At 71.2% G+C, this 22,462-nt stretch carries 23 protein-coding genes; 19 read left to right on the top strand and 4 right to left on the bottom strand.

What is annotated here, in order from left to right:
- Positions 1-10 precede the first annotated feature (10 nt).
- Positions 11-1,396 (bottom strand): L-serine ammonia-lyase, encoded by a 1,386-nt coding sequence (locus WT16_RS28170; RefSeq protein ID WP_063534738.1) that lies wholly within the window; start codon positions 1,394-1,396, stop codon positions 11-13.
- A 289-nt stretch (positions 1,397-1,685) separates the two neighbouring features.
- Between WT16_RS28170 and WT16_RS28165 the strand changes: the two genes are divergently transcribed.
- Entirely contained in the window at positions 1,686-2,831 is a 1,146-nt protein-coding gene (locus tag WT16_RS28165) for a GlxA family transcriptional regulator (RefSeq protein WP_063534737.1), read from the top strand.
- An 11-nt stretch (positions 2,832-2,842) separates the two neighbouring features.
- Here the strand turns inward: WT16_RS28165 and WT16_RS28160 are convergent, their stop codons facing one another.
- From WT16_RS28160 to WT16_RS28150, 3 genes are all read right to left on the bottom strand, one after another.
- Complete coding sequence (locus WT16_RS28160; protein ID WP_006028765.1) at positions 2,843-3,028, bottom strand: hypothetical protein; 186 nt, start codon at positions 3,026-3,028, stop codon at positions 2,843-2,845.
- Between the two features lie 78 nt (positions 3,029-3,106).
- A complete protein-coding gene (locus WT16_RS28155; protein WP_009915280.1) occupies positions 3,107-3,808 on the bottom strand; it encodes a YceH family protein in 702 nt (233 codons plus the stop codon).
- 232 nt (positions 3,809-4,040) lie between these two features.
- On the bottom strand, positions 4,041-4,787 hold the full coding sequence (locus WT16_RS28150; protein WP_063534992.1) for a glutathione S-transferase: 747 nt from the start codon (positions 4,785-4,787) through the stop codon (positions 4,041-4,043).
- A gap of 701 nt (positions 4,788-5,488) precedes the next feature.
- Here WT16_RS28150 and WT16_RS28145 point away from each other — a divergent pair.
- The 18 genes from WT16_RS28145 (at position 5,489) to WT16_RS28060 (ending at position 22,454) form a co-directional block, all read left to right on the top strand.
- Positions 5,489-6,496 carry a sigma-54 dependent transcriptional regulator gene (locus WT16_RS28145; protein WP_006028768.1) on the top strand — a complete coding sequence of 336 codons (1,008 nt, stop codon included), beginning with the start codon at positions 5,489-5,491 and terminating at the stop codon, positions 6,494-6,496.
- 340 nt (positions 6,497-6,836) lie between these two features.
- Positions 6,837-7,106: a hypothetical protein gene (locus WT16_RS28135; RefSeq protein WP_015603497.1), complete on the top strand. Its 270-nt coding sequence runs from the start codon at positions 6,837-6,839 to the stop codon at positions 7,104-7,106.
- A 214-nt stretch (positions 7,107-7,320) separates the two neighbouring features.
- Positions 7,321-7,710, top strand: a complete 390-nt coding sequence (locus tag WT16_RS28130) for a hypothetical protein (RefSeq protein ID WP_006028770.1) — start codon at positions 7,321-7,323, stop codon at positions 7,708-7,710.
- Positions 7,711-7,732: 22 nt separating this feature from the next.
- Positions 7,733-9,214, top strand: a complete 1,482-nt coding sequence (locus tag WT16_RS28125) for a phage tail sheath C-terminal domain-containing protein (protein ID WP_009915283.1) — start codon at positions 7,733-7,735, stop codon at positions 9,212-9,214.
- 33 nt (positions 9,215-9,247) lie between these two features.
- Positions 9,248-9,772, top strand: a complete 525-nt coding sequence (locus tag WT16_RS28120) for a phage tail protein (RefSeq protein WP_006028772.1) — start codon at positions 9,248-9,250, stop codon at positions 9,770-9,772.
- A 43-nt stretch (positions 9,773-9,815) separates the two neighbouring features.
- Complete coding sequence (locus WT16_RS28115) at positions 9,816-10,553, top strand: hypothetical protein (protein ID WP_063534735.1); 738 nt, start codon at positions 9,816-9,818, stop codon at positions 10,551-10,553.
- The gene (locus tag WT16_RS28110; protein ID WP_231892123.1) at positions 10,553-11,395 is read left to right on the top strand and encodes a hypothetical protein; all 843 of its coding nucleotides are present in this window, start codon (positions 10,553-10,555) and stop codon (positions 11,393-11,395) included. Before WT16_RS28115 ends, WT16_RS28110 begins: the two co-directional genes overlap by 1 nt.
- Complete coding sequence (locus tag WT16_RS28105) at positions 11,392-12,741, top strand: DUF4255 domain-containing protein (RefSeq protein ID WP_063534733.1); 1,350 nt, start codon at positions 11,392-11,394, stop codon at positions 12,739-12,741. Before WT16_RS28110 ends, WT16_RS28105 begins: the two co-directional genes overlap by 4 nt.
- Positions 12,738-14,666, top strand: a complete 1,929-nt coding sequence (locus tag WT16_RS28100) for an ATP-binding protein (RefSeq protein ID WP_063534732.1) — start codon at positions 12,738-12,740, stop codon at positions 14,664-14,666. Before WT16_RS28105 ends, WT16_RS28100 begins: the two co-directional genes overlap by 4 nt.
- Positions 14,663-15,109 (top strand): hypothetical protein, encoded by a 447-nt coding sequence (locus tag WT16_RS28095; RefSeq protein ID WP_063534731.1) that lies wholly within the window; start codon positions 14,663-14,665, stop codon positions 15,107-15,109. The genes WT16_RS28100 and WT16_RS28095 overlap by 4 nt, the downstream gene beginning before the upstream one ends.
- Positions 15,106-16,371, top strand: a complete 1,266-nt coding sequence (locus tag WT16_RS34625) for a DUF4157 domain-containing protein (protein ID WP_063534730.1) — start codon at positions 15,106-15,108, stop codon at positions 16,369-16,371. The genes WT16_RS28095 and WT16_RS34625 overlap by 4 nt, the downstream gene beginning before the upstream one ends.
- Positions 16,368-16,541: a hypothetical protein gene (locus WT16_RS34160; RefSeq protein ID WP_156436738.1), complete on the top strand. Its 174-nt coding sequence runs from the start codon at positions 16,368-16,370 to the stop codon at positions 16,539-16,541. Before WT16_RS34625 ends, WT16_RS34160 begins: the two co-directional genes overlap by 4 nt.
- Entirely contained in the window at positions 16,538-19,333 is a 2,796-nt protein-coding gene (locus tag WT16_RS28085; RefSeq protein ID WP_063534729.1) for a DUF4157 domain-containing protein, read from the top strand. Before WT16_RS34160 ends, WT16_RS28085 begins: the two co-directional genes overlap by 4 nt.
- On the top strand, positions 19,330-19,989 hold the full coding sequence (locus WT16_RS28080) for a hypothetical protein (protein ID WP_063534728.1): 660 nt from the start codon (positions 19,330-19,332) through the stop codon (positions 19,987-19,989). Before WT16_RS28085 ends, WT16_RS28080 begins: the two co-directional genes overlap by 4 nt.
- A 145-nt stretch (positions 19,990-20,134) precedes the next feature.
- Positions 20,135-20,485 carry a baseplate wedge protein 53 gene (locus WT16_RS28075; protein ID WP_063534727.1) on the top strand — a complete coding sequence of 117 codons (351 nt, stop codon included), beginning with the start codon at positions 20,135-20,137 and terminating at the stop codon, positions 20,483-20,485.
- A gap of 669 nt (positions 20,486-21,154) precedes the next feature.
- Positions 21,155-21,625: a hypothetical protein gene (locus tag WT16_RS35310; protein WP_231892122.1), complete on the top strand. Its 471-nt coding sequence runs from the start codon at positions 21,155-21,157 to the stop codon at positions 21,623-21,625.
- Positions 21,622-22,134, top strand: a complete 513-nt coding sequence (locus WT16_RS28065) for a phage baseplate assembly protein V (protein ID WP_006028785.1) — start codon at positions 21,622-21,624, stop codon at positions 22,132-22,134. The genes WT16_RS35310 and WT16_RS28065 overlap by 4 nt, the downstream gene beginning before the upstream one ends.
- A gap of 2 nt (positions 22,135-22,136) precedes the next feature.
- Positions 22,137-22,454 (top strand): hypothetical protein, encoded by a 318-nt coding sequence (locus tag WT16_RS28060; protein ID WP_015602894.1) that lies wholly within the window; start codon positions 22,137-22,139, stop codon positions 22,452-22,454.
- The last annotated feature ends 8 nt before the right edge of the window (positions 22,455-22,462 follow it).

Genomic DNA, 22,462 nt, shown 5'->3' with positions numbered 1-22,462 from the left:
GGACCTTTCGTTAACATTCGATGACGTTCACGGCGAGGCCGCCGCGCGACGTTTCCTTGTATTTCGTCTTCATGTCGGCGCCCGTCTCGCGCATCGTCTTGATGACGGAATCGAGCGACACGTAGTGCTGGCCGTCGCCCTTGAGCGCGATGCGCGACGCGTTGAGCGCCTTGATCGCGCCCATCGCGTTGCGCTCGATGCACGGAATCTGCACGAGGCCGCCGACGGGGTCGCACGTCATCCCGAGGTTGTGCTCCATGCCGATCTCGGCCGCGTTCTCGACCTGGCCGGGCGTGCCGCCCATCACCGCGGCGAGCGCGGCGGCGGCCATCGAGCACGCGACGCCGACCTCGCCCTGGCAGCCCACCTCCGCGCCGGAGATCGACGCGGTTTCCTTGTAGATGATGCCGATCGCGGCGGCGGTCAGCAGGAAGTCGACGATCCCCGCCTCGTTCGAGCCCGGCACGAACTTCACGTAGTAGTGGAGAACGGCCGGAATCACGCCCGCCGCGCCGTTCGTCGGCGCGGTGACGACACGCCCGCCCGCCGCGTTCTCCTCGTTGACCGCCATCGCGTAGAGGTTCACCCAGTCGAGCATCGACAGCGGATCGCGCAGCGATTCCTCCGACCGGCTGCGCAGCCGCGTGTGGAGCTCGGCCGCGCGGCGCTTCACGCGCATCGGGCCGGGCAGCTCGCCGTCGACCTTGCAGCCGCGCTCGACGCACGCGGCCATCGTCTTCCAGATCGCGACGAGGCCAGCGCGCACTTCGTCGGCGGGGCGCAGCGCGCATTCGTTGCGCAGCGTGAGCTCGGCGATCGACAGGCCGCTCGCGCGGCACGCGCGCATCAGGTCGTCGCCGGTGCGAAACGGATACGGCACGTCAGTTGCCGCGCGCGCGCCGTTCACGCGATCGCCGTCGCGGTTCACGACGAAGCCGCCGCCGACCGAGTAATACTCTTTCTCGACGAGCAACTGGCCGTGCTCGTCGAACGCCTGGAAGCGCATGCCGTTCGGATGGACGACGCCCGTGCCGCTCATCAGCTTGCGATAGAAGCCGATGTCGTCCTTTTCGTCGAAGCGGATGCTGCGCTTGCCGAGCAGCGCGAGCGACTTCTCCGCGCGAATCGCCTTCAGGCGGGGCTCGATCAGATCGGGATCGATCAGGTCGGGCAAATGCCCTTCGAGGCCGAGCAGCACCGCCTTGTCGGTGCCGTGGCCCTTGCCCGTCGCGCCGAGCGAGCCGTACAGCTCGGCCCGCACGCGGCGCACGAAGCCGAGCAGGTTCGCATCCTCGACGTGCGACGCGAACCGGCGCGCGGCGATCATCGGGCCGACCGTGTGCGAGCTCGACGGACCGATGCCGATCTTGAACAGATCGAAAACGCTGACGTTCATCTGGCTGCCCTTGCGTAGCGATGCTGGGTTGACGTTGGACGTCAGTACATCAAAGCGTAAAATCCGCCGATAGAACAAAAGCGGCATCGGCGTGGGACGCCGCCGCCAACCGCCGAGACAGACGGCCATGCCGTGCGTTTCGGCGATGGTTCGCGGCGAAAAAACACAAGTTCCGCGCGGCCCGATCGGCGACGCTCGCAGTACGGACTGCGCGGCGGCCCGCCCGTCGGACGCCCGCGGGCCGGAGACACGCCGGGCCGCGCCCCGGCCAACCGACGATTTAGCAGACATGACCGCCGACGTACCCGCCTCGCCCCTCGCCGCCGATTCCGCGCAGCCGCGCCTGCGCTTCGGGATCGTGCTGCTGCCGAACTTCACGCTGACCGCGTTCTCGGGGTTCGTCGACATGCTGCGGCTGTCCGCCGACGACGGCGACCACAGCAAGCCCGTGCGCTGCTCATGGACCGTGATCGGCGACACGCTCGCGCCCGTGCGCGCGAGCTGCGGAATCCAGTTGACGCCGTGGCAGACGTTCGACGCAGCCGACGCGTTCGACTACGTGGTCGTCGTGGGCGGCCTGCTGCATTCGGGGCCGCAGGCCGGGCCGCAGACGCTCGAATTCATCCGCCGCGCGGCTGCGGCGGGCGCGAACCTCGTCGGGATCTGCACGGGCGCGTTCGCGCTGATGCGCGCGGGCGTGCTCGACGGGCACCGCATATGCGTGAGCTGGTTCCACTACTGGGATTTCATCGAGCGTTTTCCGAACGCCGATCCGGATCTGCTGATCGCCGATCGGCTGTTCGTGATCGACCGGCGGCGGATCACGTGCTCGGGCGGGCGCGCGTCGATCGACGTCGCCGCGGCGATCCTGCTGCGCCACTTCGATCATGCGACGGTGCAAAAGGCGCTGCGCATCCTGCTCGTCGGCGAGATGCAGAAAGGCAACGCGCCGCAGCCGCACCCGCCGGGGCTCGAGCCCGCGACGCATCCGAAGGTCAAGCGCGCGATCCTGCTGATGGAACAGCACGTCGGGCGCGCGCTGCCGCTCGACGAACTCGCGTGCAAGCTCGATCTGTCGACACGGCAGCTCGAGCGGCTGTTCAAGGCCCAGACGGGCAAGGGCCCGCAGGCGTTCGCCAAGCAGGTGCGGCTGCGCACAGCCGCGTGGCTCTTGACGAGCTCGGACCGCACCGTCGCCGACATCGCGTCGAGCTGCGGGTTCGCCGACGCGTCGCACCTCGGGCGCGAGTTCCGCAAGCAGTTCGGCGCGCCGCCCGCGGCTTACCGCGAGAAAGGCGGCGCGGCGGGCGGCGCGGACGCAGCGATCGCGCACACGGCCGACGACGCGCAGATGGATTGGGGAGCGGATTCAGGGGCGGATTCGGAAGAGGATGCCGATGCGGGCGCATCCGGCAGCGGCATCGACGCCGGCTGAGCGTGTCGCGCTCATCGCGATGTTCCGGCGCGGCTTCGGCGTGACGCCGGCGCGACGAGCAGGAGGGTTTCCTTGTACTGGCTGCCGACGGGGTCGAGATATTCGAGGCCGTCGGCGGTCGCGAACTGCCAGTCGCAGAAATACAGCGCGCAGCGGCCGGCGCGCTCGCCGCTCGCGGGCGCGAGACCGTCCGGCAAGTATGCGGCGGCGGCCGCGGCGCGCGGCGCGTCTTGAATGCCAGTGACGGGCGATGTCGGCGTTGATCGCGCCCGGCATCAAGACTCGCGCGTGAACTTGCCGACGTCGATGCCGAGCTCGTTCGCCATGTATTCGACGAACGCGCGCAGTTGCGCGAGCTCCGCCGTCAACGCCTTCTGCTCGGCCTTCAGCGCCTCGAACTCCGACGGCGGCACCGCGTCGTCGTGCGCGCCGCGCGCGGGCGCTTCAGGCGCGACGTCGCCGCACAGCAGATGCAGCCACCGGCTCTCGCGCTCGCCCGGCGCGCGCGAGAGCTTGACGACGAGCGGCGGCGTGCGCGCGGCGAGCTCGTCGAGAAACGCCTCGACCGACGAGATGTCGGCGAAGCCGTGCAGGCGCGCGCTGTTCAGCCGCAGCTCCGCGGCCGTCTGCGAACCGCGCAGCAGCAGCATCGTCAGCAGCGCGGCCGCCTGGCTCGGGATGCCGAGCACGCGATTCATGTTGTGCTCGAAGCGCGGCACGCGGCTGCTGCTGCCTTCCGACGCGAGGCTCAGGCGCTTCAGGCCGTCGATCGCCGTCAGCACCTCGGCCTCCGACACGTTCATCACCGGCGAGCGAGCGGTCTTCTGGTTGCAGCCGGCCGTCAGCGCGTTGAGCGACAGCGGATAGGTATCCGGAACCGTGTGCTGCTTCTCGATCAATACGCCGAGCACGCGCGCCTCGAGCGGCGTCAGCGCGCGAAGGGGCGGGCGTTGGAAAGCGTCGGGAGTGGAATTCATGGGCGATGTCGCTGCGGGGTGCTCGTGTGTTGGAGTCGGATCGCGCGCGCCGGGCGCAGGCGCCGCGGGCGCATCCAATGATAGCCGGGCTCGACGCCTCGGGTAATACCCGCTTGCTTCGTCGCGACGGGACAAGACGCGGCGGATCGACGGGACGGCCGTCGCCGGCGCATGCGTGAAGCGGATATGCGTGAAGCGGATACATGACTCGCCGGCGGCCCGCACGCGCCGCTCATCGATCCAGCTCGGCGTAATGCCGGAATATCCCCTGCTCGTTGAACGGAATGCGCCGCTCGGACGCCAGATAGCGCGCGACGGGCGGATGCCGCGCGACCCGGTCGTGCAACTCGATCAGCGCCGCATGCCGCTTTTCGACATGCGAGAACGCTTTGGGAAACGCATAGCGCAACCCCTCGATCAACTGGAACATCGACAGGTCGACATAGGTCAGGTGGGCGCCGACCATGTAGCCGTGCCTGTGCGGCTTGTGCGGATTGTGCGGATTGTGCGCGAGCACCCTGCCGAAATAGTCGAGAAACTTGGGCAGCCGATGCTCGATGAAATCCTCCGCCCGCATCGCGGCCTGCGCTTTCTGATCCTCGTAATACAGGCCGCTCGCGATCGGGTGATGCGTGTCGTGAATCTCGACGACGAAGTCGGACACCGTCAACTGCAACTGATGCGCCCAGAGCCGGCCCGCGTCGTCGCGCGGCGCGAGGTCGTGCCGCGCGCCGAGAAACAGCAGGATGTTCGCCGTCTGCCCGATGATCTGGTCGCCGGCCTTCAGGAACGGCGGCGCGAACGGCAGGCATTCGGCAGAGTCGCTTTCCAGCAGCCGCATCATCGCCGGCACGCCCATTCCCTTGCGCGACGACTCGCGCGCGATGTCGACGTATTCGGCTTCGGCCGCCTCGAGCGCGAGCCTCACGAATTCGCCGCGCCCCTGAATGTCCGGCCAGTAGTAAAGCTCGTAGCGCATGCCGCCCTCCGTGTTCGTTGCGTGAAATTCGTCGGAACCGGCACTCGGCCTGGTGTTTCCGAATCGGGCCTTGCCGATCGCCGCCGACGCGAAGCGACAGTCTAGGCGCAAAGCGCCGAACGCGTCGTCCGGCGCGCGGCGCATCGCCATTTCGTCAGACGATTGACGATTCCGAAACGCGAGTGAATATGCCTTTCCCTATTTGTTATACGAATTCGGCGGCCTATTCGCGACCAAGGCGGCGACCAGGAAAATCACTCGCGCCGGATTGATTTCGTTTATTCCCTTTCAAATGAAATTTCACGAAATTCATAAAAAAACGTCACGAGATCGCCCACAAGAAAAATGCACGATGCCGATGCGGCCGTTTCGGGCCTGCACGCCCAAACAGCGCAGTCGCGGCATTCGGCAAATTCCGCACAGGCCACGTCGGCATCGGTATCCGCGACGCAAGAATCTCCGGCCAAACGGCAAGCGGGCGTGCGCGCGTTACGCCCGCTCGTGGTTCGACCGAGAATATGCTACAAATGATTCGAGCCGGCCGCACGATATCGACGTCGCCTCGTCTATTGCCACGACAACAAAACAGGATGGATCGAATACAGCAATTAATTAACACGTCTGTCTTTTAAGAAGTGAAACAGGCATCAGCTCGAATCTCGAATGGGCATGTCACGGTGTCGCGACGGGGGAGCAGCGTCATGAACGATTTCGTGCGGTTGAACCTGATCGGCCAATCACCGCGCTTTCTGGCGGCGCTCGACCTGATACGCAAGTACGCGAGCAGCGCCGCGGCCGTGCTGATCCAGGGCGAAACCGGCACCGGCAAGGAACTCGCGGCGCGCGCGCTGCACTACCTCAGCGACCGGCGCGACCTGCCGTTCGTGCCTGTCAACAGCGGCGCGATTCCCGAGCATCTGATCGAAAGCGAGTTGTTCGGCCACGTGCGCGGCGCCTTCACCGACGCGCGCGAAACGCGGCACGGGCTGATCACCGAAGCGCGGGGCGGCACGCTGTTCCTCGACGAAGTCGAAGCGCTCAGCGCGCGCGCGCAGGTTGCGCTGCTGCGCTTCCTGCAGGACCGCGAATATCGTCCCGTCGGCGGCACGCTGCTGCGCAGCTCCGATGCGCGCGTGATCGCCGCGACCAATCTCGATCTCGCCGTTCTCGCCCGCAAGGGCCTGTTCCGATCCGATCTGCTGTATCGGCTCGACGTGCTGCCCTTGCATCTGCCGCCGCTGCGCGAGCGTTCGGGCGACGTCGCGCTGCTCGCCGACACCTTCGTCGAGCGCCTGAACGGGCTCGGCAAGGGGCCTGCGAAGGCGCTGCTGCCGGGGTCGCGCGCCGCGCTGAACCGGCATACGTGGCCCGGCAACGTGCGCGAGCTCGAAAACCTGATCCAGCGCGAATACGTGCTCGCCGGCGACGCCTGCTGCATCGACCTGACGACGGCGGGCGACGGGCACGCCCCAGCCGCGTCGATCGCGTGCGCGACGCCCGCGGACGAATCGTACAAGGCCGCGAAGGCGCGGGCCGTCGCGGAGTTCGAGCGCAGCTACATCGTCGCACTGCTGTCGCGCTCCGGCGGCAACCTGAGCCTCGCGTCCCGATTGTCGGGCAAGGACCGCAGCGACATCGGCAAGCTGCTCAGGAAGCACGGCATCGAGCGTCAGCGCTTCACGGCCGCCGGTCAGCCGAATCGGGATTGAGTCGCGATTGAGTCGCGATTGAATCGCGGTTGAATCCCGATCGATCCGGCGCGATCGCTTTCGTCGCTCGCGCGCCTTCGCCGATCGACGCGACCGAACCCACCGCCGCGCCGAGGGAAATTTCCCCCCAGGGGATGCGGACCGCGCGCCCGACGCGCCGCGCGTTGCCGCGCAACAAGCGGCGGGGGCGCGGCGTGTCCGCGGGTGCGGTGCATTTCCCCAGCCCGCTCGAGCGCCGCCGCGCGATTTGCCCGGCGGCGCGGCGGCCGGCGGGCGAGCCGCCGCCTGGTACGCCGCTTGCGTGGCAAGCGGCATCAGCCACTGTCGGGTATCCGCCGGGATGAACACGACGCAGGACGACGATGCCCGCCGCGGAATCGCCCAGGCGATCACGCGATACCTGGCGAACCATCCGAACGCGGCCGACACCGTGGACGGCATCGCGGCGTACTGGCTAACGGAGATCGAAGAGAGCGCAGCCATGTTCCGGATCGACCACATTCAACGCGCGCTCGACCAGCTCGTGCGTCAGGGCGTGCTCACGACCTGCATGCTGCCCGGCGGCCACGTCCTCTACAGGAAGCCGCCCGTGCCGCAGGAGCGCGCATGAACGCAGCGCGACGACGCGCGGCCGTCGCACGCACGCGCCCCGGCCCGGCGCGCGTGCGCATACACATGCGCATGCGGCGTCCGAGCGTGAATGCCGCCGCCGCGCCGCGCCGGCCTGCGGCGCTTGCCGAACCTCGCCGCCGATATCGCGCCGCATGCGTCACGCGCGCGGCCGCTCGCCGCGAGATCCGATCCATCGTTGACAAGGAAATGACATGGCGAATCTGAACTGGTCGCTCTCGCTGCAGGTGACGGGCGGGCCGACGATCAACGCGGGACAGGACGGCCTGAGCGTCGAGGGCGTCGACACGATCGACGTGACGATCGACGCCGGCGACGCCGACAAGGTCGTGCAGATCCAGCCCGGCGCCGCGGGCCACGTTCACGTGCTCGCGGTGAAATCCGATCTCTACAACAGCAAGCTCAGCTTCAAGGCGAGCGACGGCGCGACCGATTCGGCCAAGGTCGTGCTCGACGCGCCGCAGCTCTACGCGGGCGGCGCGACCGCGCTGTTCGGCATCGACCCGAAGCAGTTGAAGCTCTCGAATGCCGGCGCCGCGGCGGCGCACGTGACGATCTTCGTCGCGCGCGACGCGAAGGTCTAGATCGACTCACCGGAGGCCCCTCATGCCCTCTCCCCTCACCTACCCCGGCGTCTACATCGAGGAAGTGCCGAGCGGCGTGCGCTCGATCACGGGCGTCGCGACGTCGATCGCGCTCTTCATCGGCTGGGCGGCGCGCGGCCGCAACGATCGCGCGGTGCGCATCTCGAGCTTCGCCGACTACCAGCGCACGTTCGGCGGGCTCGACCGGCGCACGCTGCTCGGCCATGCGGTCATGCAGTTCTTCGACAACGGCGGCAGCGACGCGTACATCGTCCGGCTCGCCGGCGCGGGCGCGCTCGCGTCGACGGCCGCGATCGGCGACCTCACGTTCCACGCGAGCTCGCCGGGCAAGTGGGGCGACGGCTACGCAGTGCGCACGACGCGCCGGCAGCCGCCCGACGACGCGCACTTCACGGTCGACGTGCTCGACAAGCAGAACGGCAATGCGATCGTCGAGAGCTTCCAGAACGTATCGATGGACAAGGGCGACACCCGTTTCGTCGAAGGCGTGATCAACGACCGCTCGGGCTACATCGCCGTCAGCGCCGCGAGCGGCACGACGCCCGCCGACGCCACCGCGCCGCTCGGCGGCGGCGACGACGGCACGCTGCTCCAGCCGGGCACCGCGGGATTCCATGCGGCGCTCGCCGCGGTGTTCGGCGTCGGCTCGATCACCGACCGCATCGATCTCTTCAACCTCGTCTGCGTGCCCGGCGAAACCGACGCGGGCGCGCTCGCCGCGCTGCAGACGGCCTGCCGCAAGCGCCGCGCGTTCCTGATCGCCGACGCCGATTCGACGGCGACGGTCGCGTTGCTCGGCGCGGGCGTGTCCACCACGCTCACCGGCTCGGACGCGCTGAACTCCGCGCTCTTCTTCCCGTGGGTGCGCGCGGCCGACCCGCTGCAGCAAGGCGCGATCGCGAGCTTCCCGCCGTGCGGCTTCGTCGCGGGCGTGTTCGCGCGCACCGACGGCGCGCGCGGCGTCTGGAAGGCGCCCGCCGGCAGCGACGCGTCGCTGAACGGCGCATCGGGCCTCGCGATCGCGATGAGCGACGCCGAGAACGGGCAGCTCAACCCGCTCGGCATCAACTGCCTGCGCACGCTGCCCGTGTACGGCAACGTCGTCTGGGGCGCGCGCACGCTGCACGGGCAGAACGACCGCGGCTCCGAATGGAAGTACGTGCCGGTGCGGCGCATGGCGCTGTTCCTCGAGGAGAGCCTGTACCGTGGCACGCAGTGGGTCGTGTTCGAGCCGAACGACGAGCCGCTGTGGGCGCAGATCCGGCTGAACGTCGGCGCGTTCCTGCAGGACCTGTTCCGCCAGGGCGCGTTCCAGGGCCGCACGCCGCGCGACGCGTACTTCGTCAAGTGCGACGGCGAGACGACCACGCAGGCCGACATCAATCTCGGCGTCGTCAACATACTCGTCGGCTTCGCGCCGCTGAAGCCCGCCGAGTTCGTGGTCCTCCAGTTGCAGCAGATCGCGGGCGACATCCCCACCTGACCGATCCGATCCACCTGATCGAGGAGAAGCTCCATGGCGCAGTTTTCCGTGAATCCGCAGCGCTTCGATCCGTACAAGAACTTCAAATTCCGGATCAAGTGGGACGGCCGCTACGTCGCCGGCATCAGCAAGGTGTCGGCGCTCAAGCGCACCACCGAGGTCGTCGAGCATCGCGAAGGCGGCGATCCGTCGACGTCGCGCAAATCGCCCGGGCGCACCAAGTACGACGCCGTCACGCTCGAGCGCGGCGTCACGCACGACACCGAGTTCGAGAAATGGGCGAACAAGGTCTGGCATTTCGGCTCGGGCCTCGGCGCCGAGGTGTCGCTGAAGACCTTCCGCAAGGACCTGATCCTCGAGGTCTACAACGAGGCCGGACAGCTCGCGCTCGCGTACCGGATCTTCCGTTGCTGGGTATCGGAGTTCCAGGCGCTGCCCGACCTCGACGCAAACGCGAACGCGGTCGCCATCCAGCACATCAAGCTCGAGAACGAAGGCTGGGAGCGCGACGACAGCATCGCCGAGCCGAGCGAGCCGAACTTCACGGAGCCGGCGTGACGCGCCGCCGCAGCCGAAAGCCCCGACACCGGAGGAGTGAGCGGTGAACACCCGTGACTTGCTCGCGCTGTGGGAACGCGCGGCCGCCTGCGAGCCCGACGCGCGCGACGACGCGCTGCTCGCCGCGTTCGATCCTGCGCCGCCGGCGTCGCTCGGCGCGCGCAACGCGGCGCTGCTCGGCTTGCGCGCGCGGCTGTTCGGCGGCGCGCAGCGGCTGCGCTGCGCGTGCCCCGCGTGCGGCGTCGACGTCGAATTCGCGATCGACTGCGCGGCGCTGTCGCAGCAGTTGCTGCCGGCCGCCGACGCCGCGCTGCCGCAGCGCGTCGAAGCCGACGGGCACCGGATCGAGTTTCGCGTCCCCGACGTGCGCGACCTGCGCGCAGCCGCGCGTGCGGCGCGCGACGACGGTGACGACGACGGCGACGCGTTCGCGCGCGCGCTGCTCGCGCGCTGCGTGACGCGCTGCGAGCGCGACGACGGCGGCGCCTGCGCGCCAGCGAGCCTGCCCGTGACGGTCGCCGACGCGCTGTCGCGCCGGATGGAAGCGCTCGAGCCGGGCGCGAGCGTGAGCTTCGAGCTCGACTGCCCCGCGTGCGGCGCGTCGTGGTCGGCGGGCATGGACTGCGGCGACGTGCTGTGGCGCGAGTTGCAGGTGCGCGCCGAACGGCTGCTGCTCGACGTCGACGCGCTCGCGCGCGCGTACGGATGGAGCGAGGCGCAGGTGCTCGCGCTGAGCCCGACGCGCCGCGCCGCGTATCTGCAACTGGCGGGAGCGGCATGATGGCCGGCACGCCCTCGTCCGCGCCGCTGCGCTTCTTCGCGCGTCTCGCGCCGGGTGCGCGGCACGCGCCCGGCAGCGTGCGCGCGGCGCTGCCGTCGCGGTTCGCGGCCGCCGAGGCCGGGGCCGCGGGAACCTTCGCCGACGATGCGCGAACGATACCCGCGACGCGCGGCGACGAGACGCGCGGGCATCCGACGCCGACGCCGTTCGCGACGCGCGGCGCGCACGCCGCCGGCGCCGGCGCGCGATCGGTCGCGCATGTTTCGCCCGTCGTCGACGCGGTCGCGCAAACGCCGCAACGCGAAACCTCGTTTGCAACAGCCTTCGCGCGCGAACGCACATCGCACGATCCGGCGGCGAGCGCGGCCGCGCCGGACATCGCGCATTCCGGCGCGACGGATACGCTCGCCACATCGGCGCGAAGCTCGGCCGCGACACGCGACGCCGCGTCCGCCCCGTTTTTCGCCCCGTTTTTCGCCCCGTTTTTCGCCCCGCTTTCCGGTCCGCTTCCCGGCCCGCTTCTCACCTCGCGTCTCTCAGCGCTTCGCGAGACCCCATCGCGCACCGTCGCGCCCGAGCCCGCGTGGCCGGCCGCGCCCGTGCGTGCGCCGCTGCAGGCGGCGGCTGTCGCCGGGCGCGCGGCGAGCACGCGCGCCGACGCGCCGAGCGTCGTCCACGTCAGCATCGAGCGCATCGACGTGCGCATGCCGGCCGCGCCGCCCGCCGCGCCGCAGCCCGCGCCGAAGCCGCGCGCGACGCCGGCGATGCCGCTTGGCGACTATCTGCGCCAGCGCCAACGCGAACGCGCGCGCGGCGGCGAAGGCGGAGGCGCATCGTCATGAGCTCGCCGCTGTCCCTCGGCGCGATCAGCGCGGTGCTGCGCAACCTGCTCGACGACGGCATGATCGAGGCCGGCGCCGCGCTCGGCAGCACGGTACACGTGAGCGCCGTCGCACCCGACACGATCGACCTCGACAAGGCCGAGGACCCGCCGCGCCTGAACCTGTTCCTGCATCAGGTCACGCCGAACGCCGGCTGGCGCAACGCGGGCCTGCCGTCGCGCAGCGGCGCGAGCGGCGAGCGGCTGACCAACGCGCCGCTCGCGCTCGACTTGCACTACCTGCTGACCGCGTACGGCCGCGCCGATTTTCAGGCGGAGATCCTGCTCGGCTACGCGATGCACCTGCTGCACGAGCGCCCGGTGCTCGATCGCGCGGCGATCCGGCGCGCGCTCAATCCGAGCCCGCTCGACGTGAGCATGCTGCCGCCCGCGTTCCAGGCGCTCGCCGCGTCCGATCTGGCCGACCAGGTCGAGTTGATCAAGGTGACGCCGGCGACGATGGGCGTCGACGAGATGTCGAAGCTGTGGTCCGCGATCCAGACGCACTACCGGCCGTCGGCCGCGTATCAGGTGTCGGTCGTGCTGATCGAGGGAACCCGGCCCGGCCGCGCGCCGCTGCCCGTGCTCTCGCGCGGCCGCGTCGATCCGCTCACGCAGCGCGACCGTGGCGTGGTCGTCCACGCCGACCTGTTGCCGCCGCTGCCGGCGCTGTTCGGCGCGGCGCCGCGGCTCGGCCAGAGCGGCGCGCGGCTCGGCGAGCCGGTCACGATCACCGGCGTGCGGCTCGCGGGCAGCGGCCATCGCGTGCGGCTCGTGCACCGGATGGTCGCCGCGCCGATCGAGATCGCGCCGTCGGCGCTCGACGCCGCCGGCACGACGCTCACGTTCGCGCTGCCGAACGACGCGGCCGCGCAAAGCGCGTTCGCGGCCGGCCTGTGGTCGCTGACCGTGCGCTTCACGCCGGCAGGCGAAACGGACCCGCGCGAGACCAACGCGGTGCCGCTCGTGCTCGCGCCCGCCGCCGTGATCGCGGCCGACGCGGGCCTCGCGCTGCCGGCCGCGAGCGTCGTGCGCGCGGGCGCGCCGGCCGTCGTGACGGCGACGCTCCACACGCGGCCGCAGGTGCGGCTCGAACAGGACGCGACGCTCGCGCTCGACGCCGTCGAGGCCGTCGCGAAGCCGCGCGTGCACGCGGACGATCCGCTGGTGTTCGAGTTCCCCGGCGCGAGCGTGGCAACTGGCAAGCGCTGGCTGCGCCTGGAGGTGGACGGCGCCGGCAGCGTGCTGCTCGATCGCAGCGGGCCGGCGCCGGCGTTCGATGCGACGCAACGGATCGACGTGCCATGAACCTGCACGACATCGCCGACTGGGCCGCACGCAACCAGCGCTGGCTGTCCGCGCGGCTCGCGTACTGGCGCGCGCGCATCGACGCGCTGGCCGAGGATGCGGATGCGTCCGCGCACGCGCACGGCATGCCGGACGATGCCGACGACGGCTTCGAGCCGGCCGCGCGGCGGCTGGCCGCGTCGTTCGGGCTATCGGCGTTCGAGATGGAATTGCTCGTGCTCGCGGCGGGCGTCGAGATCGACGCGGCGATCCGCGACGCGCTCGCGCGCGCGCAGCGCACGCCCGCCGGGCATCCGGTGCGCGTCGGCTTCGCGCTCGCGCTGCGGCTGCTGCCGCAACCGCACTGGGACGCGGTATCGCCGCTCGCGCCGCTGCGCGCGTGGTCTCTCGTCGATTTCGACGCGTCCGGCGGCTTCACGCACGCGACGATGCGCATCGACGAGCGCATCCTGCACGCGCTGACAGGCGTCGCCGCGTTCGATCCGCGGCTTGCCGGCATCGCGCGCCGCGGCGAGCGCGCGGACGACGCCGCGTACCCGGATCTCGCCCGCTCGATCGCGCGCGCGCTCGCCGCGCAACCGCACGCGTTGATCGTGCTCGCCGACGCCCGGCTCGACGCCGAGCACGTGCGCGGCGGGCGGCGGCTCGCGAGCGCCGCGCTGAGCCGCGCGGGCCTCGGCACGCTGTGGGTCGACGCGTCGTCGTTGAATGGCGATCCGCGCGAGACGGCCGAGATCGCGCGCCGGCTCGATCGTGAAGCCGTGCTGTCGCAAGCCGGCGTCGTCGTGTCGCTCGACGATGACGAGGCGTCGCATCGCGCCGCCGCGCTCGGTTTCGCGGGCCGGCTGAACGGCCCGACGCTCGTGCTCGGCGCGCCGGGGCCGCTCGCGTTGGCCGCGCTCGAGCGGCCGGTGCTGCGCTTTGGCGTGCCGCGCGCGCCAGCGGCGTTGCGCCCGGACGTGCCCGCGCACGTGCACGCGATCGCGCGCCGCGCGATCCGGCAGTTCCGCGTCGATCCGTCGGTGCTGGAACAGGCGCTCTGCGCGGTGACGGACTTCGACGACGCCACGGCGGAGCCGACGCTATGGCACGCGCTGCGCGAGGCCGCGCGCGGCGGGCTCGACACGCTCGCGCAGCGCATCGACAGCCGCACCGCATTCGACGACCTCGTGCTGCCGCCATTCGTCGCCGCCCAGTTGCGCGAGATCGCCGCCCAGTTGCGCGACCGGCAGACCGTCTACGACGACTGGGGCTTCGGCCGCGGGCAGACTCGCGGCCTCGGCATCGCGGCGCTGTTCGCCGGCGAATCCGGCACCGGCAAGACGATGGCGGCCGAGGCGATCGCCAACGCGGCGCGCGTCGATCTCTACCGGATCGATCTGTCGAGCGTCGTCAACAAATACATCGGCGAGACCGAAAAGAACCTCGCGCGGCTGTTCGACGCCGCGGAGACGAGCGGCGCGATCCTGCTGTTCGACGAAGCCGACGCGCTGTTCGGCCGGCGCAGCGACGTGAAGGACAGTCACGACCGCTACGCGAACATCGAGGTCGCGTACCTGCTGCAGCGCATCGAGACCTACCGCGGGCTCGCGATCCTCACGACCAACATGAAGAGCGCGCTCGATCGCGCATTCCTGCGGCGCATCCGCTTCGTCGTGAACTTCCCGTTTCCGGACGCGGCCGCGCGGGAATCGATCTGGCGGCGGCAGTTCCCCGCGGCCGCGCCGCTCGGCGCGATCGATTTCGGGGCGCTCGCGCGGCTCAACCTCGCGGGCGGCCATATTCGCAGCGTCGCGCTCAACGCCGCGTTCAAGGCGGCGGGCGGCGGCGGCGCGATCGACCAGGCCGCGCTGATGGACGCGGCGCGCGCCGAGTATGCGAAGCTCGAACGCAGCTTCAACGGACCAGCAGGAGGCCGCGCATGAATCACGACGTTTGCAGCGTACGCATCGGCCGACTCGTGATCGACGCCGGCGCGCTCGGCGGCCTCACGCGCGAGCGGCTCGCCGCGCACGTGCAGGCGGCGCTCACGCAACGGCTGTCCGGGCGGGATCGCGCGGCGGCGGCGCCGGTACCGGCCGTCGCGCGGCGGATCGTCGATGCGGTGGTCGCGCAGCTCGGCGAGCTTGCGTGGACGACGGCCGCGGCCGCGCCCGCGCAGCGCGGCGACCGCTTCCCGGCATCGTCCGCGGGTGCAGCGCGGATCGGCGGCGATCCGCCGTCATCTGCGCAAGCCGGGGACGGCCTCCCGCGGCCGCCGTCGCCGCCGTCGCCGCCGTCTCCGCCGATCGCGACGGCGCGCGACGACGTTGGCGCCGGTTCCGCGTCGACTGGCGCGCCACGCAACGACGGCGGAGAACGGCGATGAACTTCGACCTGCGCCGCCGCCAGCCGCCGGCGAGCGATACAACGACCGCCCGCGCGCCCGATCGCCAGATACGCCCCGATATGCGCCCCGCCGCGCGCGGCGAACCGCTGCCCGCGCCGCTGCGCGATACGTTCGAGCCGCAGTTCGGCGTCGATTTCTCGTCGGTGCGCCTGCACACCGACGACCGGGCCGGCGCGTCGGCCGTCGCGCTGGGCGCGCGCGCGTACAGCCTCGGCCGCGACATCGTGTTCGCGCCGGGGCGTTTCGCGCCATACACGGCCGACGGACGCGCGCTGCTCGCGCACGAGCTCGCCCACGTCGCGCAGGACGGCGCGCGCGACGCGACGCGCGACGCGCCCGCGCGAATCGACGCGCCCGACAGCCCGCAGGAACGCGAAGCCGAGCACGCGGCGCGGGCGGTCGCCGCAACGCCCGTTCGCGCCGCGCATCGCGACACGCGCGGCGCGGCGTCGCCGCGCGTGTCGCAAGCCGGTCCGCGGCACGGCCCGCCGACGCTGCACCGGTCGCTCGCCGGCGCCGGAATCGGCGGGGCGCTCGGCGCACTCGCGGGCGGCGTCGGCCTCGGCCTGCTCGGCGGCCTGCTGGGGCCGGCGGGCGCGATCGCGGGCGCAGTGATCGGCGGCATCGGCGGGCTCGTCGCGGGCGCGGTCGTCGGCGATCTGGCGTCGCGGCGCTCGCGCGGCCTCACGGCGGCGGAGAAGACTGACCTGCGCGAAATCTTCCACGACGCCGTCGACTACGACAAGGTCACGATCACGCGAGGCAGCGCGCTGTCGGCCGGCGCGGCGCGCACGGTCGGCAACACGATCAACCTGCAGGACGAGCATTTCAGGGGCGACACGATGGAGTTGTCCGACAACGGCCAGCTCACGCTCGCGCACGAGATGGGACACGTGTGGCAGTACCAGAACGGCGGGCTCGCTTACATCCCGTCGAGCCTGATTCCGCAGATCGTGGCCGGGCTGTCGGGCCGATCGCGCAACGCCGCGTACGACTGGCGCAGCGCGGTGCGCAACCACATCGACTGGTCCGACTGGAACGCCGAGCAGCAAGCCGAATGCATCTCCGACTACAACGAGGCGCTGCGGCACATCAACGCGGGCAGCGCGACGCTCGCGGACTACGAAACCGTAACGCTCGCCGAGCCGTTCATCGCGCTGGTGCGCGAGCGGATCGGCGCGCCGGGTTCGGCCCGGCGCCGCCGCGAAGCGCCGCAGGCGGGCGCGGGAGCGTCGCCATGAACGCCGCGAACGGCCTCGTGAAGCGCCGCCCCGACGCGGGCAAGCCGCTGAAGGCAACGAACCGTCGCGGACAGCGGCCGCGCGCACGCGCCGCGCTCGGCTACCGGACGATGGAGGCGAAAACCATGACTGCACACCGAAAGGCCGCCGTGCACGGAGTCGCGCGATGAACGCCCGGCTCAGCCGCGCGGCCGCGCATCCGGCGAGCGCGCCGCATGCGCGGCCGCACAAGCTGCAGCGCAAATGCGCGTGCGGCGCGACCGCCACGAACGGCGAGACGTGCGAGGCATGCAAGGCGAAGCGCGTGCAGACGAAGCTCGCGGTCGGCGCGACCGACGATCCGCTCGAACGCGAGGCCGACCGCATCGCCGAGCAGGTGACGGACGCATCCGGGCCGGGCGCGCCCGGCGCGGCGCCGCCGGGCGTGCAGCGCGCGGCGAACGACGCGAGCGCGCACGCCGGCGGGCAATCGTCCCCGGCGAGCGTCGAGCGCGCGCTCGCGGGCGCCGGGCAGCCGCTCGAGCCGGCCGTGCGCCGCGACATGGAGCAGCGCTTCGGCCACGACTTCTTCGACGTGCGGGTGCACGCCGACGCCGACGCGCATCGCTCGGCGCACGACGTGAACGCACTCGCCTACACGGCGGGCCGGCACATCGTCTTCGCGGCGCATCGCTACGCGCCGGGCACGCACGAAGGCCGGCGCCTGCTCGCGCACGAGCTCGCGCACGTGGTTCAGCAGCGCGCGGCGACGCCCGTCGTGCGCGCGGCGCCGAAGGGCAAGGGCGGCGGCAAGCCCCCGAAAGCCGCGGTGCCGCAGGTCTGCGGCCGGGATTCGCGCAAGGTGAAGGACAACTGGATCACCAAGGTCAACGTCGATGTCGGCAGCAACCAGTTGTCGATCGAATGGAACGATCCGGCGAAGGAGCCCGCGCTCAGCAAGAGCAACGGCGGCAAGCACGACATTTCGCCGGGCGCGGGCAAATGCTGCGTCGACTGCAACGACGAGAAGACGAGCCAGACGTCGGGCAGCCTGTGCACGCCGAAAGGCGACACGTGGAAAGTCTTCGACACCGGCTGCGCGCTCGCCGGCCATCCGTCGGCCAAGAACCCGAGCTACTTCCAGCGCTCGGGGATCGCGATCCACAGCGGCAACACGTCGAGCCCGCCCCAGTCGCACGGCTGTTCGAGAACCTCGGTGGGGATCTCGGAGCTGATCCACGACAACGTCGTCGTCAAAAAGACCGACATCGCGGTCAGCGGAACATGGGCCGGCACGCGGTGCTACATGACCGAGAGTACGGACACGCTGTCGAACCGCAAGGACGTCTGCGACGGAACGAGCGTGAAGAAAGAGCAAAAGCCCAAGAAGAAGAAAAAGGCAGGCGCGCCGGCCCGGAAGGCCGCGCTCGAACCCGGCGACGGCGCCGCGCCCGATCTGCTCGCGGGCGGCCCGGAGCCGGACGACGATGCGCCCGAGCCCGCGTCCGCGCTGGACGGCGACGGCCCCGGGCCGAACAACGAGCCCGCCTCCGAGGAAGCCGCCGACACGCCCGAGCTCGCCGACGCCGCCCCCGACGCCGACCAGCCGGCGAACGAAGACGGCAGCGCGCCGGCGGTGCAGGCCAAGCTCGCGGTGGGCTCGGTCGACGATCCGCTCGAGCGCGAGGCCGATCGCATCGCCGATCGCGTGATCGCGTCGTCCGCGCCCGATGCCGCAAGCGATGATGCGCCGGTGAGCGATGCGCCGGTGAGCGTGCAACGCGCGAGCGGCAACGGCACGGGCGCGATCCGGTCGGCGCCGCCGAGCGTCGGGCGCGCGCTCGCGAGCGGCGGGCGGCCGCTCGAGCCGGCGGTGCGCCGCGACATGGAGCGCGGCTTCGGCCACGGCTTCCTCGACGTGCGCGTGCACGACGACGCCCACGCGCATCGATCGGCGCGCGACGTGGGCGCGCAGGCTTACACGTCGGACCGTCACGTCGTTTTTGCGGCCGGACGATACGCGCCCGGCACGCGCGCAGGACGGCATCTCATCGCTCACGAGCTCGCGCACGTCCTTCAGCAACGCAACAGCGGCAGCCCCGTCGTCAGGCGATCACTGGACGGCTGCGCCGATCTGCTTCGCGCGCCGAGCGTGAGCGCCGTGCCCGGATCGGCGGTCCATCGCGCGCTCGCCGCGCATTTCAGCACGACGGTCGCCGGCGCACGCGGCGTCGCGATTCCCGGCGCGTCGGCCGCACCGCTTCGCTCGCAGGCTCTGTGCGGCGGCGACGACAAAATCATCGACCCGCAAATCACCGGCGGCGCATCGGGCACCGGCTTCCCCGACCTGGCGCGCCAGACGCCGGCCGGTGTGCTGCAGGTCGCCGAGATCAAGCCGGCCCACGTGAATTGCCTCGTCGACGGCGAGGAACAGGAACTGCGCTACATCGACCAGGGCAACGCGCGCGATCCGCAGCAGACGGCCTGGCGCGCGGCGCAGGGCATCCGCGTCGTCACGCCGATGCCGGAGAGCGCGTACTCGCCGCCGCAAATGACGCTCAGCGTGCCAGGAGTCACGGTCGAACTGCGCACCGCATGGTGCACGGCGGGGCTCCTCGCCTACTCGCTGCGCACGTCCGGCCAGCCGGTGCCCGTGCCGGTTCCGCAGGTTCGCCGCGATACGGAGCGCGAGCGGCTGCGCGTCTCGGTGCCGTCCCCCGTGGCGGTCGGCGCGGGCGCCGTCGCGGTCGGCGTCGCGGCAGTCGCCGGACGCGCGTTGTGGCCGCACTTCTGGCGCGTCGTGGCGACGCGCTTCGCGCTGCGCGGCGCACTCGCGGCGGCGCTGTCGGCCGCCGACGGTCCGCTGCCGTTCGGCGAGCTGATCTCGCTCGGCATGGCGATCGTCACCGTCGTCCAGATCGTGAACGACTGGAACGACATCTGGCGCGACGCCGATCGGCTCGCTGCTGGGGAGGCCGCATGACCACCCCGTTCTCCCCCAGGCTCGTCAAGGGCGGCCTCGTGATCCTCGCTCCCGGCGGCGGCGCGGTGCGGCGCACGATCGCGCTGCAGTACAACCCCGACACGCTCACGCGCAGCTATCAGGTGCAGGGCGTCGGCGGCGACGGCGGCGGCGAGCGCGCGCAACCGTTCCGGCTCAAGGGGCCGGCGATCGAGAGCCTGCGCGTCGAAGCCGAAATCGACGCGACCGATCAGCTCGAATTCCCCGACAGCCACGCGAACGCGGTCGCGTTCGGCATCGCGCCGCAGCTCGCCGCGCTGGAGGCGCTCGTGAATCCGAGCGTCGACGAACTGCTGAACGTCGCGTCGCAAACCGCGAACGGCACGCTCGAGATCATTCCGCCCGAAGCGCCGCTCGCGCTGTTCGTCTGGAGCAAGAACCGCGTCGTGCCGGTGCGCGTGACCGAGCTGTCGATCGCCGAGGAAGCGTTCGACCCGGCGCTCAATCCGCTGCGCGCGAAAGTCTCGCTCGGCCTGCGCGTGATGAGCACCGACGATCTCGGCTTCACGCACAAGGGCGGCACGATCTTCCTCAGTCACCTGCGCACGCGGGAGGCGCTCGCCGACAAGGCGGGCAGCGCGACCCTCACGTCGCTAGGCATCGGGAACCTGCCATGAAACGATCCTCACGCGCTCTACGCCCACCGCGCGCCCTTCGCGCGCCCGTTCGTGCACCCTTGCGTTCGCCCTTGCGCGCCCCCCTTCGCTCGCCCCTTCGCGAGCGGACCGGCGGCATGCGCGGCGCAACCCGGCGAGCACGGCCATGACGACCGATCCCGTCCAGTTGCTGATCGACGCGGGCGCGATCCCGTCGAGCCCGTTCGCGCCGACGAGCCGCTACGCGGGCGTCGCGATCGCCCGCTACGCACGCGAGCCGGGCGAGCCCGGCGTGCCGTACCTGCGCCGCCGCTTCATCGCGCAGCGGCGCGACATCGCGATCGCCACCGAGCACATCGTGCGCGCGGGCGAGCGGCCGGACACGCTCGCCGCGCAGGCGTATGGCGACGCCGCGCTCTACTGGCGCATCGCCGACGCGAACGCGCTCACCGATCCGTTCGAGCTCACCGACACGCTCGGCGCGCGCATCGCGCTGCCGCTGCCGCCGGGCCTGTAGGACGCACGCCATCATGCGCAATGCCGTCAATCTGTCGCTGCTGATCGGCCCCGTGCCGGCGCCCGCGCCGCAAGACGTGCTGCAGGCGCTCGTGCAGGCACGCGTCGAGGACGGCTCGGGCGATGCGCAAAGCGGCTTCGAGCTGACCTTCGAGCTGCCCGCCCGCTCGCCGCTGCGCACGCTGTTCCTGCTGACGGGCGGCGGCAGCCTGCCGCTGATGCGCGTCGTGCTCGTCGTGACGATCAACGGGCGCGCGCAGTCGATCATCGACGGCGTGACGACGAACGTCGAGACGCAGCCGGGCGAAGGCGGCGTCGGCAAGCTCGTCGTGAAGGGCAAGGACCTGTCCGCGCTGATGGACGTCATCGAGCTGCCCGGCATCCCGTTTCCCGCGATGCCGCCGTCGGCGCGCGTGCTGCTGTGCCTCGCGAAATACGCGGCGCTCGGCGTGATTCCGATCGTGATCCCGAGCATCCTCGACATTCCCCCCGCTGCCGATCCAGAAGATCCCGCAGCAGCGCGGCAGCGACTACGCATACGTGAAGCGCCTCGCGGGCGAAGCCGGCTACGTGTTCTATCTGGAGCCGGGGCCCGGGCCCGGCACGTCGAAGGCGTACTGGGGGGCCCGAGATCCGCGTCGGCGATCCGCAGCCCGCGCTCACGACCGGCATGGACGCGCAGACCAATGTCGAGAGCCTCTCCTTCACGTTCGACAAGGAGCGCAAGTCGATGCCGATCGTGTTCTTCCAGGAGAGCACGACGAAGGTGCCGATTCCCGTGCCGATCCCCGACGTCACGCCGCTCGCTCCGCCGCTCGGCCTCGTGCCGCCGCTGCCGCCGAAGATCGAGAAGCTCGACGCCACCGCGCACCTGTCGGCGCCGGAAGCGCTGATGGCCGGGCTCGCGTACGCGAGCCGCAACAGCGATTCGGTGTTCGGCACCGGCAAGCTCGACGTCGCGAAATACGGGCGGCTCCTCAAATCGCGCTCGCTCGTCGGCGTGCGCGGCGCGGGCGTGCCGTTCGACGGCCTCTACTACGTGAAGCGCGTCACGCACGAGATCGAGCGCGGCTCGTACAAGCAGAGCTTCTCGCTCGCGCGCAACGGGCTCGTCTCCACTTTTCCGTCGGTGCCAACATGAGCAGCGCGCCTCTTTTCGGCAAGTACCGCGGCACGGTCGCGAACAACGTCGATCCGATGCAGATCGGCCGCGTCCAGGTGATGGTGCCCGACCTCGCCGGCTTCGTGCCCGGCACGTGGGCGATGCCGTGCGTGCCGGCCGCCGGGATCAACACGGGCTTCTTCACGGTGCCGATGATCGGCGCGGGCGTGTGGATCGAGTTCGAGCGCGGCGACCCCGACTATCCGATCTGGGTCGGCGGCTACTGGGGCACCGCGGCCGAAGTGCCGCTCCTCGCGCACGCGGTGCCGCCCGGCGTGACGGGCTTCACGATCCAGACGCCGCTGAAGAACGGCCTCGTGATCAGCGACGTGCCCGGCCCGACGGGCGGCATCCTGATCCAGACGACCACCGGCGCGATGATCTCCGTGAGCGACGTGGGGATCATCATCTCGAACGGCAAGGGCGCGGTGATCAACATGACCGGCCCGAGCGTCGACGTCAATCTCGGCGCGCTGACGGTGGTGTAGCGATGCCCGCGCCCATCCTCCACCTCGGCGCCAGCGTGCTGTGCGCGCACGCCGGCCAGGCGAGCCCGCTGTCGCCGTTTCCGCGCGTGCTGCTGTCCGGGCAGCCCGCCGTGACGATCGCGTGCCCGTATGCGATCGCCGCTTGCGCGCTCACCGGCTCGCCGAACCCGCCGTGCGCGACCGGCCAGTGGCTCGCCGGCGCCGCGCGCGTGCTGGCGGGCGGCGTGCCCGTCGCGACGATGGCGGGCGCGTCGAGCTGCATCCCCACCGGCACGCCGATGATGCCCGTCGCCGCGCAGACGCGCGTGCTCGCGACGTGAGGAGGCCC

Origin of the sequence: Burkholderia sp. MSMB1589WGS, from assembly GCF_001636105.1 — a bacterium.
Taxonomy (GTDB): Bacteria; Pseudomonadota; Gammaproteobacteria; order Burkholderiales; family Burkholderiaceae; genus Burkholderia; species Burkholderia humptydooensis.
This window is presented reverse-complemented; position numbering and strand designations above follow the sequence as displayed.

Coding starts and splice junctions, on each gene's coding strand:
- WT16_RS34160 (WP_156436738.1), top strand. CDS start 16,368: ATGAACGCCGCGAACGGCCTCGTGAAGCGCCGCCCCGACGCGGGCAAG.
- WT16_RS28065 (WP_006028785.1), top strand. CDS start 21,622: ATGAGCAGCGCGCCTCTTTTCGGCAAGTACCGCGGCACGGTCGCGAAC.
- WT16_RS28110 (WP_231892123.1), top strand. CDS start 10,553: ATGGCCGGCACGCCCTCGTCCGCGCCGCTGCGCTTCTTCGCGCGTCTC.
- WT16_RS28145 (WP_006028768.1), top strand. CDS start 5,489: ATGAACGATTTCGTGCGGTTGAACCTGATCGGCCAATCACCGCGCTTT.
- WT16_RS28105 (WP_063534733.1), top strand. CDS start 11,392: ATGAGCTCGCCGCTGTCCCTCGGCGCGATCAGCGCGGTGCTGCGCAAC.
- WT16_RS28120 (WP_006028772.1), top strand. CDS start 9,248: ATGGCGCAGTTTTCCGTGAATCCGCAGCGCTTCGATCCGTACAAGAAC.
- WT16_RS28125 (WP_009915283.1), top strand. CDS start 7,733: ATGCCCTCTCCCCTCACCTACCCCGGCGTCTACATCGAGGAAGTGCCG.
- WT16_RS28060 (WP_015602894.1), top strand. CDS start 22,137: ATGCCCGCGCCCATCCTCCACCTCGGCGCCAGCGTGCTGTGCGCGCAC.
- WT16_RS28080 (WP_063534728.1), top strand. CDS start 19,330: ATGACCACCCCGTTCTCCCCCAGGCTCGTCAAGGGCGGCCTCGTGATC.
- WT16_RS28130 (WP_006028770.1), top strand. CDS start 7,321: ATGGCGAATCTGAACTGGTCGCTCTCGCTGCAGGTGACGGGCGGGCCG.
- WT16_RS28165 (WP_063534737.1), top strand. CDS start 1,686: ATGACCGCCGACGTACCCGCCTCGCCCCTCGCCGCCGATTCCGCGCAG.
- WT16_RS28095 (WP_063534731.1), top strand. CDS start 14,663: ATGAATCACGACGTTTGCAGCGTACGCATCGGCCGACTCGTGATCGAC.
- WT16_RS35310 (WP_231892122.1), top strand. CDS start 21,155: ATGGACGCGCAGACCAATGTCGAGAGCCTCTCCTTCACGTTCGACAAG.
- WT16_RS28100 (WP_063534732.1), top strand. CDS start 12,738: ATGAACCTGCACGACATCGCCGACTGGGCCGCACGCAACCAGCGCTGG.
- WT16_RS28085 (WP_063534729.1), top strand. CDS start 16,538: ATGAACGCCCGGCTCAGCCGCGCGGCCGCGCATCCGGCGAGCGCGCCG.
- WT16_RS28135 (WP_015603497.1), top strand. CDS start 6,837: ATGAACACGACGCAGGACGACGATGCCCGCCGCGGAATCGCCCAGGCG.
- WT16_RS28155 (WP_009915280.1), bottom strand. CDS start 3,808: ATGAATTCCACTCCCGACGCTTTCCAACGCCCGCCCCTTCGCGCGCTG.
- WT16_RS28170 (WP_063534738.1), bottom strand. CDS start 1,396: ATGAACGTCAGCGTTTTCGATCTGTTCAAGATCGGCATCGGTCCGTCG.
- WT16_RS28150 (WP_063534992.1), bottom strand. CDS start 4,787: ATGCGCTACGAGCTTTACTACTGGCCGGACATTCAGGGGCGCGGCGAA.
- WT16_RS28075 (WP_063534727.1), top strand. CDS start 20,135: ATGACGACCGATCCCGTCCAGTTGCTGATCGACGCGGGCGCGATCCCG.
- WT16_RS34625 (WP_063534730.1), top strand. CDS start 15,106: ATGAACTTCGACCTGCGCCGCCGCCAGCCGCCGGCGAGCGATACAACG.